Here is a 21,535-nt window from a genome sequence, read left to right as displayed (position 1 = left end):
AAACTTTAAAAGAAGATGCCGTTTGGCGAGAAGCCAACCGAGTTGCTGGAGTCCTCCGGTCCGAAAAATACAAGCATCTTTATCTCGCCGCAGACTTCACAGGTTCGATAGATGCGGTCACTCCAAGACGCCTTCGCAGGGAAGAGTCCCAGCCCGTGAAAGCTCTCATCCGTGATGCCGTTGATGAAAAAGGCTGTTGGACAGGGCTTTTCTTCTTTGAAATTGCAGAAGCGGACGAGAAGGTATCGCGCGTGCTCGGATCCAATGTCGCTGATCGAGACCTCGATCGGATCCCTGTCGTTGAAGGGCCGTAGCTTTGTGATTTCTCTGATGGAGAAGAACTCGGTCATGCTGGCTTGCCGGAATATGTTTTCCGGACTGGCCATGATGGCAGCCACCGGCTTAACGAATACGGAGAGCGAGACCAGAAGGGCGACCAAACAGCTTACAGCTCCTTGGGATGACGTTTTTCGAAGCATGACAACCTCCAAAGTTCCCTGCCATATGGGGGTGGAGCTTGGGAAGTCGATGCTTGTTTTCCTTTCTCGTCTGGGTGTCAGCGCCGCAGAAGGCAAGAGTACTGCTCTGCGGCGCCTAACATTCCTGTTAATCGTTGACTGCTGCCACGATGATGATTTCGACCTTGAAGTCGGGTTTCGCCAGACGTGATTCGCCTGCTGCACGGGCGGGCGGGTTGGCCGAATCGACCCAGGCGTCCCAGACCGCGTTCATCTCGGCGAAGTCGTTCATGGAATCCAGCCAGATCGTGGCTTGAAGGATGCGTGCTTTGCTGGAGCCGGCCTCGCCCAGCAACCGGTCGATGCTTTCAAGGATGGCAGTGGTTTGCGCGGTCACGCTCTGACCTGGAGCGCCGACCTGACCGGCCAGATATACCGTCCCGTTATGGATAACGGCCTGACTCATGCGGGGTCCGGATTCGAGTCTGCGAATGCTCATGGAATTGTTCCTTTTCGGTTGAAGTGTATTTGGCTGGAGTGCGATTGGCGAATTCGCGGTTAGTTTCTGAAACGTGCGGGAGACAATGCGACGATAGTTTCATCTGAAACTATTTCCGCTGTCGGCTGCTTCGTGATGAGAGCCGCGGCGACTTGTGAAATCGCCGGAGAGGTCTGGATGCCGTATCCGCCCTGACCCGCCAACCAGAAAAAATTCTCTGCCGACGGGTCGAAGCCGACCACCGGCGTGCGGTCCGGGGCAAAAGTCCGCAGACCGGCCCAAGAGCGTAAAACTCGAGTCACCTCGACAGAAGTTGCGGTCTCAAAGCGATGCAGGCCTTCGGCCAGAACCATGTCATCGGCAAAGACATCGTGAGGTTCGACGGGATCCTCGTCTGCCGGCGAGACGAAAAGCTGTCCCGCATCCGGTTTCATGTACCAGCGTTCCTGGACGTCGCTGACCAGAGGCCAGGTCATGACGTCGTGACCGGCAGGGGCGGGAATGACAGCAATGCTCCTACGCATGGGGGTGAGCCCCACAGGCGTCAATCCAGCCAACCCGGCAACTTTGTCAGCCCAGGCCCCGGCGGCGTTGATTACTGTCTTGGCGCACAGCGTTCCATCTGGTGTTTCCAACTCCCAGAGACCGCCTTTTTGGGCGAGCTGTGTGACTTGGGCTTTGGTACGGATTTCACCACCGGCCCGCTTGAACTGCCGTAGCCAGCCTTGGTGCAGGCTGTTGACATCGATATCGCGGGCGTCCGCTTCGTAGGCGGCAGCGAGAATTGGTTCCCGGCGCAAAATCGGGACTTTGGCGACGGCACTCTCTGACGAAACTTCCTCTAGCCCCTGCGACTCCTGGAGATGAGCATCGAGGTGCGCCCGTCCACCTTCTTCGGCCAGCGCCAAGTGTCCGCGCGGGCTGAGCAGGGAGTGCTCGCTGATGTGTCGCGGAGGTGCAATGAAGAAGCTCTCACTCGCCCGCGTCAGTGCGCGGATCGGAGCATTACCGTAATTGAGGATGAAAGTTGCCGCCGACCGGCCGGTCGAGTGATAGCCTGGCTGCTCTTCGGATTCCAGAATCACGCAGCGGCATTTATCCGCCAGCATTGCCCCGGCCCCGGCGCCTGCAATGCCGCCACCTATAATCGCAACGTCATAGGTTGCGCTGTCGCTCATGGGTCTTGTCCAGTGTCGTTTGTATTTGTGACCGGAATCGGTCCGTCTCTTTGCCACCCGAGGTGGACACCCGAGATGTGAAACCAAATTACGGTGCGAAACAAGTCCTTTGCGAACAGAATCACCTTTGCAGGCCGTTGAGGCCGCAGCCAGGGAGGTAGTTGCTGACCGTTTCCGGCTAAGCTGCTATATCGCTGAAAATGCATAAGGAACCCGGCGAAGCCTTGGAGTCGCAAAGACAGACCGAAAACAGCGAGGTTGTAGCAATTTGCTTGCTGGTCGTCTGCGGTGGCGTGCTTTCGAAACTTTACTTGAACCTGCATTTTGGAGGCTCGGTTGCCTCGATGGCATTGATCGCTTTTGCGATTCTTGGCCGCGAGTACTTCCGGCTCCGTGAATTCTTTCTGCTCTCGCTGGCAGTGGTTCTGACGGTCGCTGCGATCGCGACCCGATCCGACGTGGTTCCCATGGTCGGTAAAGCTCTGGACCGCGCTTCCTTCCTGGCGGCCTTCATGATTTTACTGGCCTTGTTGCGCGATGGTGCCGTGACTTCCCCATCAGTTCTCGCGGTCGGCCGCTATCTCACCCGGCAGCCGCCGGGCCGGCGGTATCTGGCGCTGCAAACCGGCGGGCACCTGCTCGGCGTCATCCTGAATTTCGGGTGTCTAAGCTTGCTCGGTCCCCTGATCCAGCGCGGTGTGCGGGCGGAGCAGGACGATGCGGCCATGACACAGCAGACCGGGAGTTCCGAGATCACAGCGATTCGGGAACGGCGGCAGATGTCGGCGCTGACACGGGGGTTCTCGTGGATAATTGCCTGGTCACCGACCGCCATTACCCAAGCCTTTGTTCCTCTGGTTCTGACAGGGGTTCAGGCTGGGCGTATGGCGGCCATGGGGGCAGGGATCACACTGATCTTTTTCCTGGCCGGCTGGCTCGAGGACCGTGTGCGCGGCGCGCGCATTCGCGCCCGGCTGGCGGCGCTCGGGCAGCTGCCGACGCCAAACCCGCTTGCCTTCCCAAAAGCCGATTTCTTCCGCTTTGCAATGGTCTGCCTTGCCCTGGGCCTTATGAGCAGCGCAATCATCCTGTCGACGGGCAGCGCGACCGTGCCCGCTCTGATGCTGACGGCGCCTGTCGTGACGGCCGTATGGGTATGGTTACAACACCGGAAACAAAAGGATGGATGGCGGGCCACGATTCTTCGCGGCCGCGAGATCGTCACTCAATCCATTCCCAATAGCTCGCCCGAGGCACTCACGCTTTCGGTCGCCGGCTATTCGGGCATCATGGCGGCGGGGCTCACTGATGCGCAGGCGCTGGCTGCTTGGATCGGACTGGACGGTATTCCACCCTTGGCGATTTATTTGGCCGTCGCGGCGATCGTGCCGCTGGCGTCCAATCTTGCAATTCCCTCCATGCTCGTCGTGACCTTCCTGGGAAGTCTTTTCTCGGCCTTGCCACAGCTAGGCCTGGACCCGACTGTGCTCGGGTTCGCGCTGGTGATGGGCTGGGGCTTGAACCTGATTGGATCGCCTTTCAGTGCAACTTCTTTGGTTCTTGCCCGCGTCACGGGTATTGCAGGAACAACCCTGTCCTGGCATTGGAATGGGGTCTACAGCCTGATTTCCTATGGCATTGTAGCGGTTTTTCTGACCTTCTTCGCTGCGCTTTGAACGGCCTCGCTGAATGAGCTGTTGTGTTTTCGGTTTTTCCTGAAAAAATGCTGCCAAACGATGGTTAGGGAAGAAGCTAAAGTGCTTCCTTGCCGTCGATCCTCCGATCAGGAGATTGGAAACAATTGTGCGTGCGGTCAAAGCACGCCGCAGGAAGCAAGTTACAGGGAGAAGAAATCTATGATCCGTTTTTCGTGGAAAACTGCGGTTATCGCAGGCGTGGCGCTGACGTTCGCCGGCGAAGCCATGGCAGATACGACCTGGAATGCCTCGCTCTGGGGCAAGCGCCGGGCCTTTACCGAGCATATGGAAAAGCTGTCGGAACTGGTGAACGAGAAATCGGGTGGAAAGTTCCAGATCAAGCTGCATTACGGTGCGGCCCTGTCGAAAAACCGTGAAAATCTTGACGGTATCTCGATTGGCGCCTTCGAAATGGCCCAGTTCTGCGCCGGTTATCACCGCGATAAGAACCCGACAATTACAGTTCTTGAGTTGCCGTTCCTGGGCGTCACCACATTGGAGCAGGAGATCAAACTCTCCAATGCGATTTACAGTCATCCGGCCACACAAAAGGATCTTGCGCGCTGGAATGCCAAGTTGCTGATGCCGTCTCCTATGCCGCAGTACAATGTGGCCGGTACGGGCACCCCGCCCACCAGTCTTTCGGATTTCGACGGCATGCGTATTCGAGCCACCGGCGGAATCGGGCAGGCCTTCAAGAAGGTTGGTGCAGTGCCGACGTCTGTGACTTCCTCCGAAGCCTACAATGCTCTGGAATCGGGTGTCGTGGACTCGGTGGCTTTCGCACCTCATGCGCATTTGGCGTTCCGGACTATCGATATCGCCAAATGGTGGACGACCAACCTGAACCCGGGCACGGTCAATTGCCCGATCGTGGCGAACATCGATTCCTTCGAGTCTCTTTCGGATGAAGAAAAAGACATCCTGATGAGCTCGATCCCAGAAGCTCTGGAGCACTATCTTGCCAAGTACGGTGAGGTCTACGAGAAGTGGGGTCCCGTACTGGAAAAGAACGGCATCAAGAAGGTCGATTTTCCTCAATCTGAAATCGATGCCTTCCGTAAGGCTGCCGCTGCACCCGGACGCGATGCCTGGATCAAGGACATGGAAGCTAAAGGCGTCCCTGGACAGGAACTCTATGATCTGGTCGTGAAAACGCTCAACGAATAGAGCAACTTAAACGGGCGTATATCTTCGGCCCCTGCTGACGCGGGGGCCGTTGCCTTTTTTGGGGAACCACCATGGCCAGCACCTCCGTGCGGACTGACGATTCGACGCTCTCCTGGGCCGATCGGCAGCTGTTTCGTGTTGAATCGACGCTAAATCTGATGGCCGGGTTGGTCGTCTTTACCCTGATGCTTTTGGCGGTTGCCCAGATTCTTGGTCGCAAGATCTTCAATGCGCCGATTCCCGGTTTCATCGACTGGGTCGAGCAGTTCATGGTCGTGTTCGCTTTCCTCGGTGTGGCCTATTGCCAGCGATTGGGCGGGCATATCCGGATGGACATCGTGATCGGCAAGGCCCGGGGACGACCACTCTGGCTGGCCGAAGTGGTCAGTGTTGCGCTCATGATGCTCGTGATTTCCGCGCTGATTTATGGCGGGTTTCTGCATTTCGAAAGAGCCTTGAATATCGGCGATTCGACGATCGATATCGCGCTTCCCACCTGGCCGGCCAAGCTGATCGTTCCCGTGGCGTTAGGCTTGCTCTGGCTGCGCCTGCTGGTGCAGTTGATCGGTTATGGGCGGGCGTTATGGAACGGTGAAGAGATACCGGTCGCAGTGCCAATGATCGAGGATGCGGCGGCTATCGCGAAGCGTGAAGCGGAAGAGACCTTGGGCGAAGATTTGGATGGGGAGGCACGGCCATGACCCCTTTCGAGATCGGCCTGCTGTTTTCGGTGCTTTTGGTGGTTCTTGTCTTGATCGGCGTACGGGTGGCGTTTGCCGCCGCGCTGGTCGGGTTGCTCGGGCTGATCACGCTGCAGTCCCAGCGCCTGGGCTTTGAAAAGGGTGTACTTGTTGCCATAAAACTGGCCGGCACTGTACCGCATTCGAAGTCAACGACCTATGCCTTGTCGCTGATTCCGACCTTCATCCTGATTGGTTATCTTGCCTACTATGCAGGTTTGACCAAGAGCCTGTTCGAGGCGGCCAAGCGATGGGTTGGCTGGCTGCCGGGCGGCCTGGGCGTTGCAACGGTCTTCGCCACAGCAGGATTCGCGGCCGTATCCGGCGCATCGGTCGCGACCTCGGCCGTCTTTGCGCGGATTGCTATCCCCGAGATGCTGAAGATCGGCTACGACAAACGATTTGCGGCCGGTGTGGTGGCGGCGGGCGGCACTCTGGCGTCACTCATTCCGCCCTCCGCTATTCTGGTGATCTACGCGATTATCGTGGAACAGTCGGTTGGAAAGCTGCTGCTGGCGGGCTTTCTGCCCGGCGCCGTTTCGGCGCTGATCTACGCAGGGATCGTGATCGGCCTAGCCAAGTGGCGGAAAGACCTCGGCCCGCCGGTGAGTGGTTTTACCTGGCGTCAGCGCTTTGAGAGCCTGCCTGGCGCCATGCCGATCTTCGCAGTCGTGGCGATCATCATCTATTGCATCTACTTCGGTTGGGGGACGCCGACGGAAGCCGGCGCACTCGGCGCTTTCGTGGTGCTTGTCATGGCAGTCTGGAAGGGCATGCGCTGGCAACAGCTCAAGGGTGCGCTGATGGAAAGCGCCAAGTTAACGGTGATGATCTTTACCATCATCTGGGGCGTTTTGCTCTATGTGCGCTTCCTGGGTTACGCAGACCTGCCCGAAGTTTTTGCCCAGTGGATTGCCGGACTCGATCAGCCGAGAATAGTCACGCTGCTGATGATCCTGGCCGCCTATGCCATCCTCGGTATGTTTATGGATGCCATCGGGATGCTGCTGCTGACTCTGCCGGTGGTTTATCCTGCCGTCATCGCGTTGGGTTACGACCCCATCTGGTTCGGGATCATCGTGGTGAAGATGGCTGAGCTCTGCCTGATCACACCGCCCATCGGCTTGAACTGCTTTGTCGTGGCTGGGGTCAGACCGGATATTTCGGTCCAGGACGTGTTTCGGGGCGCATCACCATTCTTCGTTGCAGATGTGCTGACCGTCGGTGTCCTAATCGCTTTTCCCGAGATTGTGCTCTGGCTGCCTAAGACGATTGCCGGGTAATTGCAGGCTTACACCAGTTTCTTTAGGGTGCGATGGTCCTTGACGGAAACAGTCAAGAGCGAGAATTGTCCTCTAACTAAAAGAGTAAGAGTCTGATCGTTCTTTGCTGATCGGGTCTAATCGCCGGTAAGGCGTTCGAGGCCGACTGTTCCGCTTTCCTTCGAGGTCTGCAGGACCACATGGCTGCTGAGGTTCAGTCCGTCGGGCCCGGTGGCCAGCAGGTGGTCGCTGATTGCGGTGTAGGTTCCGATGTCGTTGCAGACAAAGCGCAGCAGATAATCGAATTGGCCGCTGACCTTATGGCATTCGACAAGTTCAGGAATATCGGCAACGGCAGCTTCGAAGGTGCCGAAGGCTCCCTTCTCGTGGCTGGAGAGGCTGACGCTCACAAAGACAGTGATACTCTGGGCGATCCGTGCCAGATCGATCTGGCAGGAATAACCTTTGATAATGCCGCGTTTTTCGAGACGTTTGACCCGCTGCAGGCAGGGGCTTGGCGACAGACCTACCAAATCTGACAGCGCCTGATTGGTGATACGTCCGTTGTCCTGCAGAGCTGTCAGGATCTTTAAATCGATCCGATCCAGCTCATTATGCTGCGCCATTTCCACCTCCTGGCCGAATATCCGAGTGTTTTCTGCCGGTAAACACTCTAACTCACTGAAATTTAAAATTTGATCTAGCGGGAGATGTTACAGCAGTTTCTGCTGTCCAACCAGATGTTGCCGGCAGTTCCTCTTGCCGCTGCGGCATCTTCGGCAGCACCTGACCGGCAGTTCATGACATTCTCTTGTCACCCTCGAATATTAGGATCCGTCACCATGATGGCTCAAACAGATACTTTGGAACGCAGCTCCAGCGAGAAGCCTACAGCCGCGGAAACGATGAACAAGCTTGCTCTGATCGGTGTTCCGACTGATGTCGGGGCCGGCGTGCGGGGTGCCTCCCTCGGGCCTGAAGCGCTTAGGATCGCAGGTCTTGCAACGTCGCTAAGGGAACTTGGCCACAACGTCGTGGATCTCGGTGATCTCGGCGGACCGCCTAATCCAGAGGAGCAGCCGGGCAACGGTTGCCGTAATCTGCGTGAAGTCAGTACCTGGTGCCGCCTGCTGCGCGATCGAATTTATGAGGTCGCAGGTGATAGGATGACGCCGGTCGTACTTGGTGGCGATCACTGTATCGCCATGGGATCCATCGTTGGTATCGCCAAGCATTGCAGCGAGCAGGGCCGTCCGCTTTTCGTGATGTGGTTCGATGCGCACACTGATTTCAATACACCTCTTTCGTCGCCGTCCGGCAACGTCCACGGTATGCCGATCGCGGCGCTCTGCGGCCGGATTGACAATCCCGAGTTTGATCTGGGTGTTGCGACACCGGTGGTCGAACCCAGCCGGATCAATCTCTTTGGTATTCGCTCCGTGGATCAGGTCGAAAAGGCGTCTTTGGTCGATAGCGGCATGAAGGTCTTCGACATGCGTGCGATCGACGAGCGAAGCACCTTTACCATCATGGGTGAGATCCTTGAGGAAGTTGCGACCGCAGGCGGGCATTTGCATGTCAGTCTCGACGTTGACTTTCTGGACCCCAGCATCGCGCCGGGTGTCGGCACCACGGTCCCAGGCGGCGTGACCTATCGCGAAGCACATCTTTGCATGGAGATGATCGCCGAATCAGGTTTGCTGGGTTCTCTCGATCTGGTCGAGCTCAATCCTCTGCTGGATGAAAGAAACAAATCGGCGGAGCTGCTGGTCGACCTGACAGGCAGCCTCTTCGGTAAAGCAACCCTGCATCGTTAGATCGAGGTTAAATCGATCCCCGGAAATTGGTTAGCCCCTAAAAAGCGCGGAGCAATGATATGAAACTCAACCCCGAACAGCTCGTCGCCGTTGAAGCCGAACTCGGCGCCCACAACTACAAGCCGCTTGATGTGGTTCTGTCCCGCGGCGAGGGAATTTGGGTCTGGGACGCCGACGGCAATCGCTACATGGACTGCCTGTCGGCCTATTCTGCGGTCAACCAGGGACATTGCCATCCGGTGATCCGCGAAGCCCTGATCGAACAATCTGGCCGCCTAGCACTCACCTCGCGCGCTTTTCACAACGATCAGCTGGCATTGTTCTATCAGGAGGTCTGCGAACTGACCAACTCCCACAAGGTGCTGCCCATGAACAGCGGCGCCGAAGCGGTGGAGAGCGCGATCAAGGCGGTTCGCAAGTGGGGTTATGAGGTCAAAGGCGTCCCGGCGGATCAGGCGGAGATCATTGTCTGTGCCGACAATTTCCACGGACGGACGATTGCGATTGTCGGATTCAGCACCGACCCGGCGGCGCGCAACGGCTTCGGCCCTTTTGCGCCTGGCTTTAAGGTTATTCCTTTTGGCGATGCGGCGGCGTTGGAAGCAGCCATCACGCCGAATACAGTCGGATTTCTGGTTGAGCCGATTCAGGGCGAGGCCGGAGTGATTATCCCGGCGCAGGGTTATCTCAAGCAGGTGCGCGAGATCTGCACACGAGAGAATGTCGTCCTGATTCTGGACGAAATTCAGACGGGTCTGGGCCGTACGGGAAAGCTGCTCGCTGAAGAACACGAAGAAATCGAAGCGGATCTGACGCTCGTCGGCAAAGCGCTGTCCGGCGGCTTTTATCCGGTATCGGCAGTGCTTTCGAATTCAGAGGTGCTCGGTGTGCTCAAACCGGGACAGCATGGCTCGACCTTTGGCGGGAATCCCATGGCTTGCGCCGTAGCACGTGCCGCACTGCGGGTGCTGATCGAAGAAGGCATGATCGAGAACGCCGAAAGGATGGGGGCATATTTCCTCGATGGTTTGAAGGCGATCCGCAACAACCTGATCAAGGAGGTTCGCGGGCGCGGCCTGATGATTGCGGTCGAATTTCACAAGGAAGCAGGTGGCGCACGCCAGTACTGCGAAGCCCTGCGCGAGGGAGGAATTCTTTGCAAAGAAACCCATGTCGATACCATCCGCTTCGCGCCGCCGCTGATCATCGACAAGGATCAGATTGATTGGGCGCTGGAACGTATTGAGCCGGTTATCCGCATGCAGTAGCTGCAATCTGTGAGGCCTGTCTCATCCTGGCCCTCAGCAGAACCTAGTTGGGACAGCCTGAAAATCTGATAATTCTGTGGAAATAGCTCCCCAGTGCCTGGTTACGGTCGGGGCAGGAATTGGTCGCGAAGATGACCAGGTCTTCGAACTGTTCCATGCGCCGGAGAAGATACGAAACCTCCTGGTTGGCATAGTGGCCGTGCGCGTCCTTGACCTGAGTGCGTCTGCTAAAAAGAGCGTCTGCTTCGTCAAAGTACAGTAGCCAATTTTCCGCACTGGCCCGATCGAGCAGTTTGGTTAGGTTTTTTTCCGTTTCACCGATGTATTGAGAGATCAGGTTGGGTAGGTCGACGTAGACGACCCGGCGGCCGCTTTCCCGGCCCATTAGTAGGCCGGACAGCGTTTTCCCGGTGCCGGGCGGGCCACTAAAAAGAACCCGGTAACTCCCGGTATATCCCTTCTTGCGAAGATTGCTTGCATCTTCGCGAAGCTCCGAGAGCTGGTCTTCGATCGTTTCGTAGGATTCGACGTCTCGCCACGCCAGTTCGGTGGTCAATTCGCGTGCTGGAAAAGATCGTCCAAAGGCTTTGAGATCATTGGCTTGGATTCTTGGAGTCATCTATCTTCCCCTCCCATTCAAGCGCCGACTGTTGTCCAAATTATCAGTCAATCCCCAGATACTGACGAAATCATCTATCCATTCATTCATAGGTCCGGTTGTTCAGTGTCCGGCGATTATAGCTCACGTTTAGCGGATCTTTAGAAGCGATTTTTGAAAGCCGCGGCAATAAATAGCTCAGCCGAGGGATCGAAATCTGCCCTATCCTTTTGAATTAGATTGGTTTCTCCCCGAGTTGCTTCTCTTGGCCGAATCTAGCCCCGTGAGGCAAAAAAAAGCCGCCGGAGTCAATCCGACGGCCAGTGCGCCCCAATTTCAGGGCATTTGCACAGGGAGTTAATTATTTTGCAGCTTCCTCGAATTCAGCCGTCAGCTTGGCTTCGCAGTCGTTGACCGCCGTCTGTGCGGCGTCGATCCATTCGCGGCCAAAATTGCTTTCGTACCAGGCCCAAACCGGCTGGGCAGCTTTCTGGAAAGACGCTTTTTCGTCTGCGGTCGGTGAGTAAACCGTACCACCGGCTTCTTTGAAGGCCGCAAAGGCATCCACGCCCTTACGCATCGGCAGAACGCGCGCGGTCTGCTTCAGGAACTGGAAGCCATCGTAGACGATGCGTTGATGTTCCGGGCTCAGATCCTTGAAGGCATCCTCGTTCATCCACCAAAGTGCGGCCATATAGGCATGCCCGTCGAGCGAGATGTACTTCAGATGATCCTGGAACTTCATGTTCACGATGTCGGTGATGCCGTTTTTAGTACCTTCGACCACACCTGTTCCCAGGGACGTATAGACTTCCGGCCAGGCGATCGGAGTTGGGTTGCCACCCATGGATTTGACGAGTTCGATCTGGATATCGGCGCCGATCGTGCGGAGTTTCAAGCCTTTGACATCATCTGGCGTTTTGACCTGTTTTGCGGTTGTCGCGATGTTGCGCCAGCCACCGGTGTTCGAGACAGCCATAAGCCGGGCGGCGCCGACGTCCTGAAGGACGGCATCACGAATTTTCCCCACCAAAGGACCGTCGAAGACGCATTCAGCCACGCGGTCATTCGGTAGCAAATAAGGAAGGTCGAGGAACTGCGCTGGAGGATACCAGCCCGCGAGACCGCCATTCGTGGTGATGTAAACTTCGAGCCGGCCGTCGAGCAACGCTTCCGAGCATTCGTCGGCATTGGAGCAGAACCGTCCCGATGGGAAGATTTCGACTTCAATTGCGCCGTTGGACGCGCTTTCCACGTAATTCTTCAGGACCAGGGAACCGTCGTAGTCCTCGTCGTCCTGAGATCCCAGAAAAGCGATCTTCAGCTTCGTGTCAGCAGCGAACGACGGGGCGGTAAACGCCATTGCGCTCAGCGCTAATCCGCCAGCAGCCGTCATGGCTGCACATTTTTGCCATGTAATCATCCCTAATGCCTCCTTGTTATTACTCATTGGATTAGTCCGAGGAACCGAGGCACGAAGAGCACCAGATCCTCCACATAGGTGATCAAAAAGATCACCACCACCTCTACTGCCAGGAACGGCAGCATGGATTTCACGATTGCCTCGACCCTAACTTTGGCGACCGAGGACGCAACGAAGAGCACCAGTCCCATCGGCGGTGTTGCGAGGCCGACAGTGACATTCACGCACATGATAATGGCGAAATGCACAGGATCGAGCCCAAGGTCCGTTACAAAGACTTTGCCCAGGATCGGACCGAGAATCAGGATTGCCGGACCCGCATCCAGGAACATACCGACGATGAACAGCATGATGTTACAGAGGAACAGCAGCAGGTAGGGATTGTCGGTCAGTGACAGGAGAAATTCCGACAGCATCTGCGCTGCGCCGACCTGATCGGCAACCCAGGAAAAGGACTTCGAGGCACCGATCAGCAGCAGGATGATGCCGGATGCGATGGCGGCGCGCAGGAACACTCTGGGGACTTCGCGCAGTTTCAGTGTGCGCAGAACGACCAGGGCTACGATGAAGGCGTAGAAGGCGGCGACTCCGGCTGCTTCGGTTGGCGTGAACCAACCCGACAGGATGCCACCCAACAGAATAACCGGCGTCAGCAAGGGCCAGAAGGAGGCGCCGGCTGCGCGTGCGACCTCGCGGGCGGGCGCGCGTTTGTTGGCGACCGGGAAGTCGTGCTTGATGGCGAGAAAATAGGTCACCGCCATCAGTCCGCCGCCGACCAAAAGCCCCGGCACCAGTCCCGCGGCAAAAAGCGCCGCCGGGCTGACGCCCATAATGAAGGCGTAGATGATCATGATGCCGCTGGGCGGAATAATCGGTCCGATGACTGAGGACGCCGCCGTGACGGCTGCTGCGAACTGACGGGTGTAACCGTTCTTTTCCATGGCCGGGATCAGCATGGATCCAAGGGCGGAGGTATCGGCAACCGCGGAGCCGGAAAGACCGGCGAAAAGGATTGAAGAGAGGATGTTGACGTGCGCCAGACCGCCGCGCACATGTCCGATCAGGGTTTGCGAGAAATGCACCAGCCGGGCGGTGATGCCACCGGTGTTCATGATTTCGCCGGCGAGAATGAACATCGGCAACGCCATTAGCGGTACGGATGACATTCCCGAAAAGAGCTGGCTGAGCAGCGAATTGAGGTCACGCGATTTGAACTCGTTCCCAAAGTCGTTCACGACCGTGACACCGGACGCGAGCAGCAGCCCGAAGACCACCGGGACGCTGACGGCGAGGAAGAGGAGGAAGAGCCAGAGAAAAGCTAACGGCATACTCGTTGCTCCCCCTATTCCGCCCGATTGGCTTCGACTTCTTCGAAGCTCCGCACGGGCCGAACCCGCTCGTCATTGGGGTCGAACAATCCGAGGACGTAGCGCAGGATCAGCTCGAAGTTGGCCAGCAGCATCAGCGTCATGCAGATCGGCATGGAGAAGTAGACATAACGCCAGGGCAGGTTAAGCACAGGAATCATCACGCGGGCCTTGAAGGGCCGGATGGATGCGAGATCAAGGCCAAGGAGCCAGTCGAGAAAGATTTCCGTCGGCATAAATCGGATGCCGACCTTTCTGAAGGTCAGATCCAGTCCGATCATGAACAACAGCATCAGAATCAGATGAATGATCAGCAGATGCAGCCGGGCAATACGTCCACCAAGCATATCGTGGAAGAAATCGAGTGAAACGTTGGCAGCGCGGCGATAGGCGATCGGTGCGATAACGAAGGCGGAAACCGGCAGCATCACTATGAAGGCTTTTTCGGTCCAGGGCATGGAAATGCCTGTCTTGCGCCCGAAAACGGAAAGAACGACCGTCAACAGCATGACGGCGATACCGATCCAGGCAATCGGCTTTAAGACCTCTTCCGCGGCAATATTGATCCGTCGGAGACCGCTTATCGCCAGCAGCAAGATACTTTTCATCTTCCCTCCCATTCAGACCACCGCGCGGCACTTTTTTTCGTGTGCCTTATTGGTGCGGTTGGCCCAGCGTCAGTCGTTCACTTGTCCACCATCCACGTTAATGGTTTGGCCGGTCACGTAGCTCGCGTCGTCACTCAGTAGAAACTTAATGACCGAGGCAACCTCTTCCGGTTCGCCGAAGCGGCCCAGCGGTATTTCCCGGAGCAGAATATCGCGCCGCTTTTCAATCACTTTCGCCGGCATCGATGTCTGGATAATTCCGGGCGATACGGCGTTGACCAGCGCTTTGTTTTTGAAGCGCCGGGCGAGGGCGCGTGTCAGGCCGACAAGCCCACCCTTTGCGGCGCTGTAGGCAACATGGTCAACGGCGCCGCGGCGGTAGGCGAGCGACGTCACGAATACCACGCGGCCCATCTCATCTGACGGAAAACGCTCTGCCATGGCCGTCGCGAGGTCGTAGCCATTTGTCAGGTTGTTGGCCAACGCCCGATCCCAAATGCCGTGATTGTTTCCCAGCTCCGGGTCCTCTTCGAACACGCCGGCGAGATGAACGAAACCGAAAATCGGACCTGTGATCGCCGCTAGAGCTGCTTCAAACGCAGCCGGTGTGTCCGTGTCGCGGGCTTCTGCGAGAACAGAGTGCTCTGTTGTGCTTTGGAGTTCTACAGAGAGATCCATGACGGAACTCCCGGGCCGGTCGAGCAGCAGCAGATCGTATCCCTGGGCAAGAAAGATTGGGCAGCAGGCACGCCCGATACCCCCGGCCGCGCCGGTTATGACAATCCATTTACCGGCAGTGCTCATGTTGTCACTCCCTCGGCGCCATAGAGTTTGACGGTCTCGATACGGTTTGCCTCGTCGAGCTCACCGGTATGCTGAACCACGGGGCCCAGAGGCAGACGGGTGCCTTGACGGACGTAGAGCACGGCTTTGCGCAGCGAGACTTTGCGCTCGAGAACCAGCCCGCCGGTCACGGGTTCCTCGGTCCAGAAGTCGTACCAGGTGCCCTTCGGCAGGTAGAAGCGGACATCACCTTCGGGTTCCAATACCGGCGCTACAAAAAGATCATTGCCGAGTAGGTATTGCTCGTCGAAGGCCCAGGCTGCGGGGTCATCGGGACAGGCGACAACCATCGATCGCATGACCGGAAGGCCCGTGACCGATTGATCGGCACAGTCTTCCAGATAGGGGATAAGCCGATATCGCAACTCAAGCCAATCCCGGACGATGGTCTCAACCTCCGCGCCGAAGGCCCAGGGTTCGCGGTCACCAATCCCATGCATGCGGCAGTGTGATGAGAGAACGCCAGCCTGAACCCAGCGCACGTAGAGTTCTGGGTCGGGATTGCCACCGTAAAAGCCGCCGATGTCGTGGCTGTAATAGGGGCAGCCGCTCATGCCCCAGGAAAGTCCGCCGCGAATGCTTCCCGCCAGTCCTTCCCAGCTGACTTCCGGGTCGCCACCCCACTGGATTGGCGCGGTCTGACTGCCGCTCCAGCCGGAACGCGCCCAAACCATGGCGTCATCGCCGAAGCGCTCGCGCGTTGCCTCGTAGACACAACGGTTGTAGAGCAGGGGATAGATGTTATGCAGCCGACGCCCATCGTCGCCGTTTGCGGCATGGGCATCGCGCGGGACCTGCTCGCCAAAATCGCTTTTGATGATGTCGATTCCGCTGTCAAACAGGCGATCATGAGCACGGGCATACCAAGCGTAGGCTTCAGGCTGAGTAAAGTCGACGAGCCCGCTCGGTGGAAGGGCCGTCAAAACATCGCCGAAGGGCGCCGGATCCCAGTGATAGATGTAGGGTTCGCCATCCTTGTCGGTGAGTAGCCAGCCTCTGGAGGCAAGTTCACTGAACAGCGGATGATTGACCGAAACCAGCGGGTATTCCCACACGCAAAGCCGCAGGTTCAGGTCTTTGAGCTTGTCTGAAAAGTCTTTGGGGTCGGGATAACGGCTGGCATCCCATTCGAAGGCGAAGCGCGTCTGTGTATCGAGCCAGGCCCGGCCATCCAGGGTGAAGACGTCGCAGGGGATGCGCTTTTCACGCAAGGTCTGCGCGGTCGAGAAGGCTTCATCTGCTGTTTTATAGTAGGCACGGCTCAACCACAGACCATAGCTCCAGCGTGGTGGCTTGGCCGGGCGCCCCGTCAGGGCTGTGTAGCGCTCAAGGATTTCCGCCGGTCCGTCGGCTGAGATCAGGAAAAGATCGAGTTCACTGCTTTCGACTTCGAGGCCGTAGGTGCGGTGCGACCACTGCGGATAGCCGACAGCGTGGGTTACATCGGCGGGTGTATGGACAAAGAGGCCCCATCCCGACGGGCTCCAGGCAAACGGCGCATTCTTGTATGAGATCTCTGCATTGACTCCAAGCGCGTCTTCATTGTGGCTGATGACAAGCTGCCCACGCCGGTTCAGTGGACCGTATTTTTCCCCGAGCCCAAAGACCGGGTCGCCGCTGTCCAGATGAAAGGCGGCGAACAGGCCCTTCTGGGTCGATGCAAAAGGCGGCAGCCTGAAGCTGCGCCGAAAGTGTCCGTCTGTCGTGGAGCGAAAAACAATCTTGTTCGCGCTCCGGAGAACGAATTGGAAGGGCTCATCCAAGAGCTCCAGTTCCAGGTCGCCAGAAGTGACGAGGTATCCCGTTTCGCGATCTTCGACGTTCAGCGGTGCAGATGGGCCAAGATCAACCAGGATCGGATAGCTGGCGCCATCTTGCTCGCCCAAACGAACCCGAACAACTCCAGTGAGCGGAAACGATATCTCAAGCGGCTCGCCGGCCAGTGAAAATCGGGCAACCCGTTCACCCGCTTCAACCAGATAGAGACTGGAGAGCGGGGTTAGAGTGTGAGGCGTTAACTCGGACACATCATCTCTCTTCAAGTCAACTCGATGACGGGCAGATCGAGCATGCCCGCCAGGCGTCGGAGTGCGGGCCGGTGTTCGCCGTAAACCAGGGCCGTGTGATGCTCCAAACCTTCGCGCATGATGCGATCGAGAACATCACCCGCCGGCTTGTCGAAACGCGCGACCCCGGAGGTTCCTGAGAAACTTGGTGGCGCACGAAGGACTTCGGCGCCGCCCAGAACGAGTCGGATCTCATTCTTGGCCTGGGTCAGGCGTGCCAGGGTGACCCTGCCGGGTTTCAGTGCGAACTCGTTCAGTAAGGGCAGTTTGCGGTTCGAATGGATGGTCGGGCCAATCGGGCCTTCCGGATCTGCCATGGAGATAGGGGCCTGTCCGCAGTGCCAGAAAACAACCGTATCGTCATCGACGTTGACGTCGACCAGGTCGGTGTTGAAAGCGGGTTCCCCGGAGGTCCACTGCAGGACGAGCGAACTCAGCGTGCCGAAGACATCTGCCTCGCAGCCGCAAGGTGTGCCGTCCTGGTTCATGAATGCCATGGGGCCACAGGCGGCGCAGCCGAAATCCGTGAAAAACTCGGGCCAGCAGCGCACTGCCATGGCCTGCAGATTTTCTTCGTCGGCCAGGCGCCGCAGGGCGACATAGACCTTCATGCTCTTGTGGAGAGATTCCTGATCCAGGTCGTCGAGCGATCCCAGATCTCCAACCGCGCGAGCGCGAACGGCCACGGCATCGGCGTCATCGACGGCGGCAGCCGACGCGATGAAGTCGCCGATGGGAAGGGTCTGGATTTCGACACCGAAGCGGGCTTTCAACTCATCGGTATCATAGGAGCAAGTGTCGAAGCCGGCGGGATGTTCGCCAATGACGCCCACATTGGTCTGCGAGAGACGGCGTTTGACATAGCCCGCGCGTGTAAGCGCCATGACCTCGTCCAGCGCATCGGGCGAGCCGGCTTCGCGGTGAATGTATTCAAATGCCTGGCCGGCCTTGCCCAGCGCATGGGCGGCCAGGTTGATACCGCAGAAGCCATTCAGCCGCAGGCGCCCGCCACTGCGTGGTTCGGGGAAGGACCAGAGCGCCAGAGGGGCGTCGACCGACTTTGCCAATTCGACTGTCATGGTGGCGTCGGTAAAGGTCACCTGCAGAATCAGCAGCAGGTCCAAAGGCTGAGATGTCAATGTCGAGAGGTTGCTGCGTACGGTCTCGGCGTCGAACTGCAGTTCCGGCGACCCGACGATCTCTGCGTCCAGGTCGTTCAAGCCTTCTAACGCCGTTGCCAGCAGGGATTCGGCAAAGGGGACGTCGAAAGTCGGTCGCCCAACAGCAACGATACCGATGCGCAACCGGTCCTGAGGCAGCAGAGCCGTCATGCCGCGGTTCCGTCGCCGTAGAACTTTGGAAACTGAGGTCCGGCGCCCGCAATATCATAGCCCGAAGCGAAGGATGGGTGGTCCTGCCAGGCCGTGGCCTGCTCGTCGGTCAAGCGGTTGATCTCCTGCATGTAGGTGGTGCTGTCTCCGGCCAGAGCTGACTCCACGGCGCCCATGTCAGGATAGCGCTGCATGGCCTGCCACCAGATCGCACGGCCGGCGAGAAAACCACTGGCGCCGGCGCGATAGGCATAGCTCAGCACATTTTTGAAGGATGACTGATCCGCACCAGCACTCAGCATAACCCAGGGACGGCCGGCGGCTTCGCCCAATTCGTCAAACCATTTTTGACAGGAGGCGGCTTCAGCCGAATTGGGGTCGGGCACTTCGCTTGCGGGGATCGGGCTCTCCAGCTTGAATATATCGACTCCATATTTGGGGTCGGCAAAGGTGCGAACCGAGTCGATCACGTTCTGCGGACGTTTGACTTTGTGTTCACGGTAGTCCCGGGTCTGGTCGCCTTCACCCGACAAGGGGTAGACGAGCAACTCGAAGAGAAAACAGATGTCGTGACGGGCGCAGGCCTGTCCGATTTCTTCGACATAAGCCTGCTGGTGCGCGCAGATTTCCGGGTCGGCATCGGGCCGGTACCAGGCCAGGACCTTGACTGCGTCAGCGCCCATGCGCTTGATCTTTTCGACGCTCCAGTCCGTGATGCTGGCCGATTTTCGCCCGCCGATTGTCTCTTCGAACCGATGGTCTTCGAGGGTGACGATCAGACCCTGTCCGGGGTGAACATGCCGCACGGCGTCAGAATAGGCCCAGATGGGATCCAGCAACATCGCAGAGGCCTGAGGTGCAAGGCTGCGTGTCAGGGTTTCCTTGATGGCGGAAACGTCCTTGTCAGGCGCGGTTTCCACGCCCTTTTCGGAGGCGATGAGGTTCATAATAGGTGGGCGTTGGTCGACGGCCACCATCTTGAAGCGCCCCTGCGCGTCTGCGAGACGGCGAAGGGACCAGAGCTTTCCTGCGGAGATTTCCATTATTACCTGTCGCGGCTCCCACGGCGCTATCACTGGTTTTCCAGCCTTGATTCACTACGCGCATATCTCCGCCGTTGCCGTTTGATCTGGCGTTGGCGGTTGAGTTTCGAAATATGCTGGTACGTTAGACTATATTGCGCGAATTTTAACAAAGATATCCAGAATAATTTTCATATTTTTACATTTTTGAAAATTCCGCAGCGAATTGAGGCGATTTTGCAACAATCTCCTGACGCGTAGATGCGGGCAGGCAAGGGCCACGCGTTCCAATGATCTGGTGAACGGCAATCGCACCCCAACCATATGATTCGGAGGTCAATTCGCGCATTTCACTCGACAGTTAAAACGATCGGTCTCTAGTGATCTTGGCTCAGCATGATTTCCACACTGCAGTCGGCGAGGACGTTCTGCATTGCGGGCGCAGGCATACTGTCGGTGAAGATGGCGGTTACGTCCGACATGTTGCCGATCTTAACCGAAGCCGTGCGGCCGAACTTGGTATGATCCGCTGCCACGACGACACGGCGCGCGTTGCGCATCATGGTCTGGGCAACCATGGTCTCGTTGTAGTCGTAATCGAGCAGTGTCCCGTCGATGTCGATTGCGCCGACGCCGACAATTGCGAAATCGGCACGGAACTGTTCAACGAAATCGAGCGCTGCCGTTCCTACGATGCCGCCGTTATGGTGACGTATGTTGCCGCCGGCGACCAGCGTGTCGATGTTTGGCCGGGTATGAAGCACGGTTGCTGCGTGGAGATTGTTGGTGATGACGCGCAGGCCGTCGCGGTCGACCAGTTTGCGGGCAACCACCTCCATCGTCGTGCCGATTGTCATGAAGACCGAACTGTTGTCGGGAAGATACTCTGCCACCGCACGTCCGATGGCTTCTTTCTCCTCGAGGTGGGAAATTTTACGTAAAGCGTAGTCGGTGTTGATGACGCTGGATGGCAAGCCGACTCCGCCGTGATGCCGGACCAATAGCTCTGCCTCACAGAGCTCAGCGATATCCCGCCGCACTGTCTGAGTCGAAACATCGAACTCCTTGGCCAGAGTTTCCACGACCCCGACACCGCGCCGGCGCACGTGGTCCAGGATCGCTTCGCGGCGTTCGCTACTTTTCATCGGCCATTCTCGTTGTGTGGTTCATTTTGTGGTTTTTCTGCAGAAAAGCTTCCAGTTCCGTACGTTCCGGCGTGCCGGCGCGGCCACCGAATCTGCCGCATTTGAGTGCCGCTGCCGCTGAAGCGAAGTGCACAGACTCGTGGAAGGGCTGCTGTTCTGCGAGCGCAACCGCCAGCGCGCCATGGAAGACATCGCCCGCCCCCAGAGTATCGATGACATCGACGTGAAAGGCCGGACAGTGTCCGGGTCTGCCGTCTTCGTCGATCCAATGGCATCCTTGTTCGCCCGCGGTGACCGCAACGATGCCGCTGGTGTTGCCGCGCACGGCCAGTAAGGCGTCCAGCAGATCCTCGATGCCGGTAAAAGACCGCAGTCCCTGCGCTGAGAAAGCGACGTGGCTGGCGCTCTCGACGAGAGGCACAAGCGCTTCGGGCTCGGAGGTGAGATCGGCATCAAGCACGGACGGGATGCCATAGCGCCGGGCGGCTTCGAGCAGCGAATAGGCACCCTCGGGCCAGCGTGCATCGGTCAGGACAATCTGTGTCGAAGCGACCTTTTCGATAGGCAGCCAGGTGGGATCCTTCTCCAGCAAGGGGTCGCCAGGTGTCACGATCATGCGCTCGCCCTCGGCGTCCACCAGGACCACGGCCAAGCCTGAGCGCTTTTCCTTGAAACTGCGAACATCTGTCGTATCGACGCCATAGGTCTCAAGGTCGGCAGTGATCCGACGGCCGATGTCGTCGTCACCGACCCGGCTCCAGAGTGCGACTTCGGCGCCAAGACGGGCCGCCGTTGCCGCGGCGGTCGCTGCAGGGCCGCCGCCCACTTCTATGAAAGATTTTGAAAAATTCTTGCCACCGCCCTGCGGCAGACGATCAACCGTAAAGATCTGGTCCCAGACCGCCAGCCCAAGGCAAATTACGTTGGTCATTTGGCCATCTGTCCGGCTCAGCCCTCAGCAGTCGATGCAGAAGCGCCGTTCGGTCGATCCATTCAGTGGCGCTGATACACAGAATTGCCAATTTTGAGCGAATTGCAACAAA

General features: G+C 57.9%; 20 protein-coding genes. 6 read left to right on the top strand and 14 right to left on the bottom strand.

Translation table 11 applies throughout. The features are described from left to right. Positions 1 to 5: 5 nt before the first annotated feature. From QMZ18_RS29875 to QMZ18_RS29865, 3 genes are all read right to left on the bottom strand, one after another. The gene (locus QMZ18_RS29875) at positions 6 to 479 is read right to left on the bottom strand and encodes a hypothetical protein (RefSeq protein ID WP_282610069.1); all 474 of its coding nucleotides are present in this window, start codon (positions 477 to 479) and stop codon (positions 6 to 8) included. A gap of 127 nt (positions 480 to 606) precedes the next feature. Beyond that, positions 607 to 957 carry a RidA family protein gene (locus QMZ18_RS29870; RefSeq protein WP_282610068.1) on the bottom strand — a complete coding sequence of 117 codons (351 nt, stop codon included), beginning with the start codon at positions 955 to 957 and terminating at the stop codon, positions 607 to 609. 59 nt (positions 958 to 1,016) lie between these two features. Then, complete coding sequence (locus QMZ18_RS29865) at positions 1,017 to 2,135, bottom strand: FAD-binding oxidoreductase (protein ID WP_282610067.1); 1,119 nt, start codon at positions 2,133 to 2,135, stop codon at positions 1,017 to 1,019. A 344-nt stretch (positions 2,136 to 2,479) separates the two neighbouring features. Here QMZ18_RS29865 and QMZ18_RS29860 point away from each other — a divergent pair, with 344 nt between their 5' ends. From QMZ18_RS29860 to QMZ18_RS29845, 4 genes are all read left to right on the top strand, one after another. Beyond that, on the top strand, positions 2,480 to 3,811 hold the full coding sequence (locus QMZ18_RS29860) for a hypothetical protein (protein WP_282610066.1): 1,332 nt from the start codon (positions 2,480 to 2,482) through the stop codon (positions 3,809 to 3,811). A gap of 180 nt (positions 3,812 to 3,991) precedes the next feature. Then, positions 3,992 to 5,002, top strand: coding sequence for a C4-dicarboxylate TRAP transporter substrate-binding protein (locus tag QMZ18_RS29855; protein ID WP_282610065.1), 1,011 nt, complete (start codon positions 3,992 to 3,994; stop codon positions 5,000 to 5,002). Positions 5,003 to 5,073: 71 nt separating this feature from the next. Beyond that, positions 5,074 to 5,703 carry a TRAP transporter small permease subunit gene (locus QMZ18_RS29850; RefSeq protein WP_282610064.1) on the top strand — a complete coding sequence of 210 codons (630 nt, stop codon included), beginning with the start codon at positions 5,074 to 5,076 and terminating at the stop codon, positions 5,701 to 5,703. After that, complete coding sequence (locus QMZ18_RS29845) at positions 5,700 to 7,025, top strand: TRAP transporter large permease (RefSeq protein ID WP_282610063.1); 1,326 nt, start codon at positions 5,700 to 5,702, stop codon at positions 7,023 to 7,025. Before QMZ18_RS29850 ends, QMZ18_RS29845 begins: the two co-directional genes overlap by 4 nt. Before the next feature lie 116 nt (positions 7,026 to 7,141). On the opposite strand, the gene QMZ18_RS29840 is transcribed toward QMZ18_RS29845, so the two are convergent. After that, positions 7,142 to 7,630, bottom strand: coding sequence for an Lrp/AsnC family transcriptional regulator (locus QMZ18_RS29840; protein WP_282610062.1), 489 nt, complete (start codon positions 7,628 to 7,630; stop codon positions 7,142 to 7,144). A 216-nt stretch (positions 7,631 to 7,846) separates the two neighbouring features. Here QMZ18_RS29840 and rocF point away from each other — a divergent pair, with 216 nt between their 5' ends. After that, entirely contained in the window at positions 7,847 to 8,821 is a 975-nt protein-coding gene (gene rocF, locus QMZ18_RS29835) for an arginase (RefSeq protein ID WP_322097423.1), read from the top strand. Between the two features lie 59 nt (positions 8,822 to 8,880). Further along, entirely contained in the window at positions 8,881 to 10,089 is a 1,209-nt protein-coding gene (gene rocD / locus QMZ18_RS29830; RefSeq protein WP_282610061.1) for an ornithine--oxo-acid transaminase, read from the top strand. 43 nt (positions 10,090 to 10,132) lie between these two features. Here rocD and QMZ18_RS29825 read toward each other — a convergent pair whose 3' ends face one another. The 10 genes from QMZ18_RS29825 to QMZ18_RS29780 form a co-directional block, all read right to left on the bottom strand. After that, positions 10,133 to 10,708 (bottom strand): ATP-binding protein, encoded by a 576-nt coding sequence (locus QMZ18_RS29825; protein WP_282610060.1) that lies wholly within the window; start codon positions 10,706 to 10,708, stop codon positions 10,133 to 10,135. A gap of 340 nt (positions 10,709 to 11,048) precedes the next feature. After that, on the bottom strand, positions 11,049 to 12,110 hold the full coding sequence (dctP, locus tag QMZ18_RS29820; RefSeq protein WP_282610059.1) for a TRAP transporter substrate-binding protein DctP: 1,062 nt from the start codon (positions 12,108 to 12,110) through the stop codon (positions 11,049 to 11,051). 23 nt (positions 12,111 to 12,133) lie between these two features. Next, the gene (locus QMZ18_RS29815) at positions 12,134 to 13,438 is read right to left on the bottom strand and encodes a TRAP transporter large permease (protein WP_282610058.1); all 1,305 of its coding nucleotides are present in this window, start codon (positions 13,436 to 13,438) and stop codon (positions 12,134 to 12,136) included. Between the two features lie 14 nt (positions 13,439 to 13,452). After that, positions 13,453 to 14,085 (bottom strand): TRAP transporter small permease, encoded by a 633-nt coding sequence (locus tag QMZ18_RS29810; RefSeq protein ID WP_282610057.1) that lies wholly within the window; start codon positions 14,083 to 14,085, stop codon positions 13,453 to 13,455. 69 nt (positions 14,086 to 14,154) lie between these two features. Beyond that, on the bottom strand, positions 14,155 to 14,889 hold the full coding sequence (locus QMZ18_RS29805; RefSeq protein ID WP_282610056.1) for an SDR family NAD(P)-dependent oxidoreductase: 735 nt from the start codon (positions 14,887 to 14,889) through the stop codon (positions 14,155 to 14,157). After that, on the bottom strand, positions 14,886 to 16,955 hold the full coding sequence (locus QMZ18_RS29800; RefSeq protein WP_282610055.1) for a TIM-barrel domain-containing protein: 2,070 nt from the start codon (positions 16,953 to 16,955) through the stop codon (positions 14,886 to 14,888). The genes QMZ18_RS29805 and QMZ18_RS29800 overlap by 4 nt, the downstream gene beginning before the upstream one ends. 11 nt (positions 16,956 to 16,966) lie before the next feature. After that, complete coding sequence (locus QMZ18_RS29795; protein ID WP_282610054.1) at positions 16,967 to 18,325, bottom strand: L-fucose/L-arabinose isomerase family protein; 1,359 nt, start codon at positions 18,323 to 18,325, stop codon at positions 16,967 to 16,969. Beyond that, positions 18,322 to 19,368 (bottom strand): tagatose 1,6-diphosphate aldolase, encoded by a 1,047-nt coding sequence (locus QMZ18_RS29790; RefSeq protein WP_282610053.1) that lies wholly within the window; start codon positions 19,366 to 19,368, stop codon positions 18,322 to 18,324. Before QMZ18_RS29790 ends, QMZ18_RS29795 begins: the two co-directional genes overlap by 4 nt. 356 nt (positions 19,369 to 19,724) lie before the next feature. Continuing rightward, complete coding sequence (locus tag QMZ18_RS29785; RefSeq protein WP_282610052.1) at positions 19,725 to 20,492, bottom strand: DeoR/GlpR family DNA-binding transcription regulator; 768 nt, start codon at positions 20,490 to 20,492, stop codon at positions 19,725 to 19,727. Beyond that, on the bottom strand, positions 20,482 to 21,423 hold the full coding sequence (locus tag QMZ18_RS29780; RefSeq protein ID WP_282610051.1) for a sugar kinase: 942 nt from the start codon (positions 21,421 to 21,423) through the stop codon (positions 20,482 to 20,484). Before QMZ18_RS29780 ends, QMZ18_RS29785 begins: the two co-directional genes overlap by 11 nt. Positions 21,424 to 21,535 lie beyond the last annotated feature (112 nt).

It is taken from the genome of Pelagibius sp. Alg239-R121, from assembly GCF_947331435.1.
In the GTDB taxonomy this organism is placed as follows: domain Bacteria; phylum Pseudomonadota; class Alphaproteobacteria; order Kiloniellales; family Kiloniellaceae; genus Denitrobaculum.
This window is presented reverse-complemented; position numbering and strand designations above follow the sequence as displayed.

Bases quoted from the DNA above. Each gene is read 5' to 3' on its own strand.
- QMZ18_RS29875 (WP_282610069.1), bottom strand. From the start codon at position 479: ATGCTTCGAAAAACGTCATCCCAAGGAGCTGTAAGCTGTTTGGTCGCC.
- QMZ18_RS29870 (WP_282610068.1), bottom strand. From the start codon at position 957: ATGAGCATTCGCAGACTCGAATCCGGACCCCGCATGAGTCAGGCCGTT.
- QMZ18_RS29865 (WP_282610067.1), bottom strand. From the start codon at position 2,135: ATGAGCGACAGCGCAACCTATGACGTTGCGATTATAGGTGGCGGCATT.
- QMZ18_RS29860 (WP_282610066.1), top strand. From the start codon at position 2,480: ATGGCATTGATCGCTTTTGCGATTCTTGGCCGCGAGTACTTCCGGCTC.
- QMZ18_RS29855 (WP_282610065.1), top strand. From the start codon at position 3,992: ATGATCCGTTTTTCGTGGAAAACTGCGGTTATCGCAGGCGTGGCGCTG.
- QMZ18_RS29850 (WP_282610064.1), top strand. From the start codon at position 5,074: ATGGCCAGCACCTCCGTGCGGACTGACGATTCGACGCTCTCCTGGGCC.
- QMZ18_RS29845 (WP_282610063.1), top strand. From the start codon at position 5,700: ATGACCCCTTTCGAGATCGGCCTGCTGTTTTCGGTGCTTTTGGTGGTT.
- QMZ18_RS29840 (WP_282610062.1), bottom strand. From the start codon at position 7,630: ATGGCGCAGCATAATGAGCTGGATCGGATCGATTTAAAGATCCTGACA.
- rocF (WP_322097423.1), top strand. From the start codon at position 7,847: ATGATGGCTCAAACAGATACTTTGGAACGCAGCTCCAGCGAGAAGCCT.
- rocD (WP_282610061.1), top strand. From the start codon at position 8,881: ATGAAACTCAACCCCGAACAGCTCGTCGCCGTTGAAGCCGAACTCGGC.
- QMZ18_RS29825 (WP_282610060.1), bottom strand. From the start codon at position 10,708: ATGACTCCAAGAATCCAAGCCAATGATCTCAAAGCCTTTGGACGATCT.
- dctP (WP_282610059.1), bottom strand. From the start codon at position 12,110: ATGATTACATGGCAAAAATGTGCAGCCATGACGGCTGCTGGCGGATTA.
- QMZ18_RS29815 (WP_282610058.1), bottom strand. From the start codon at position 13,438: ATGCCGTTAGCTTTTCTCTGGCTCTTCCTCCTCTTCCTCGCCGTCAGC.
- QMZ18_RS29810 (WP_282610057.1), bottom strand. From the start codon at position 14,085: ATGAAAAGTATCTTGCTGCTGGCGATAAGCGGTCTCCGACGGATCAAT.
- QMZ18_RS29805 (WP_282610056.1), bottom strand. From the start codon at position 14,889: ATGAGCACTGCCGGTAAATGGATTGTCATAACCGGCGCGGCCGGGGGT.
- QMZ18_RS29795 (WP_282610054.1), bottom strand. From the start codon at position 18,325: ATGACGGCTCTGCTGCCTCAGGACCGGTTGCGCATCGGTATCGTTGCT.
- QMZ18_RS29790 (WP_282610053.1), bottom strand. From the start codon at position 19,368: ATGGAAATCTCCGCAGGAAAGCTCTGGTCCCTTCGCCGTCTCGCAGAC.
- QMZ18_RS29785 (WP_282610052.1), bottom strand. From the start codon at position 20,492: ATGAAAAGTAGCGAACGCCGCGAAGCGATCCTGGACCACGTGCGCCGG.
- QMZ18_RS29780 (WP_282610051.1), bottom strand. From the start codon at position 21,423: ATGACCAACGTAATTTGCCTTGGGCTGGCGGTCTGGGACCAGATCTTT.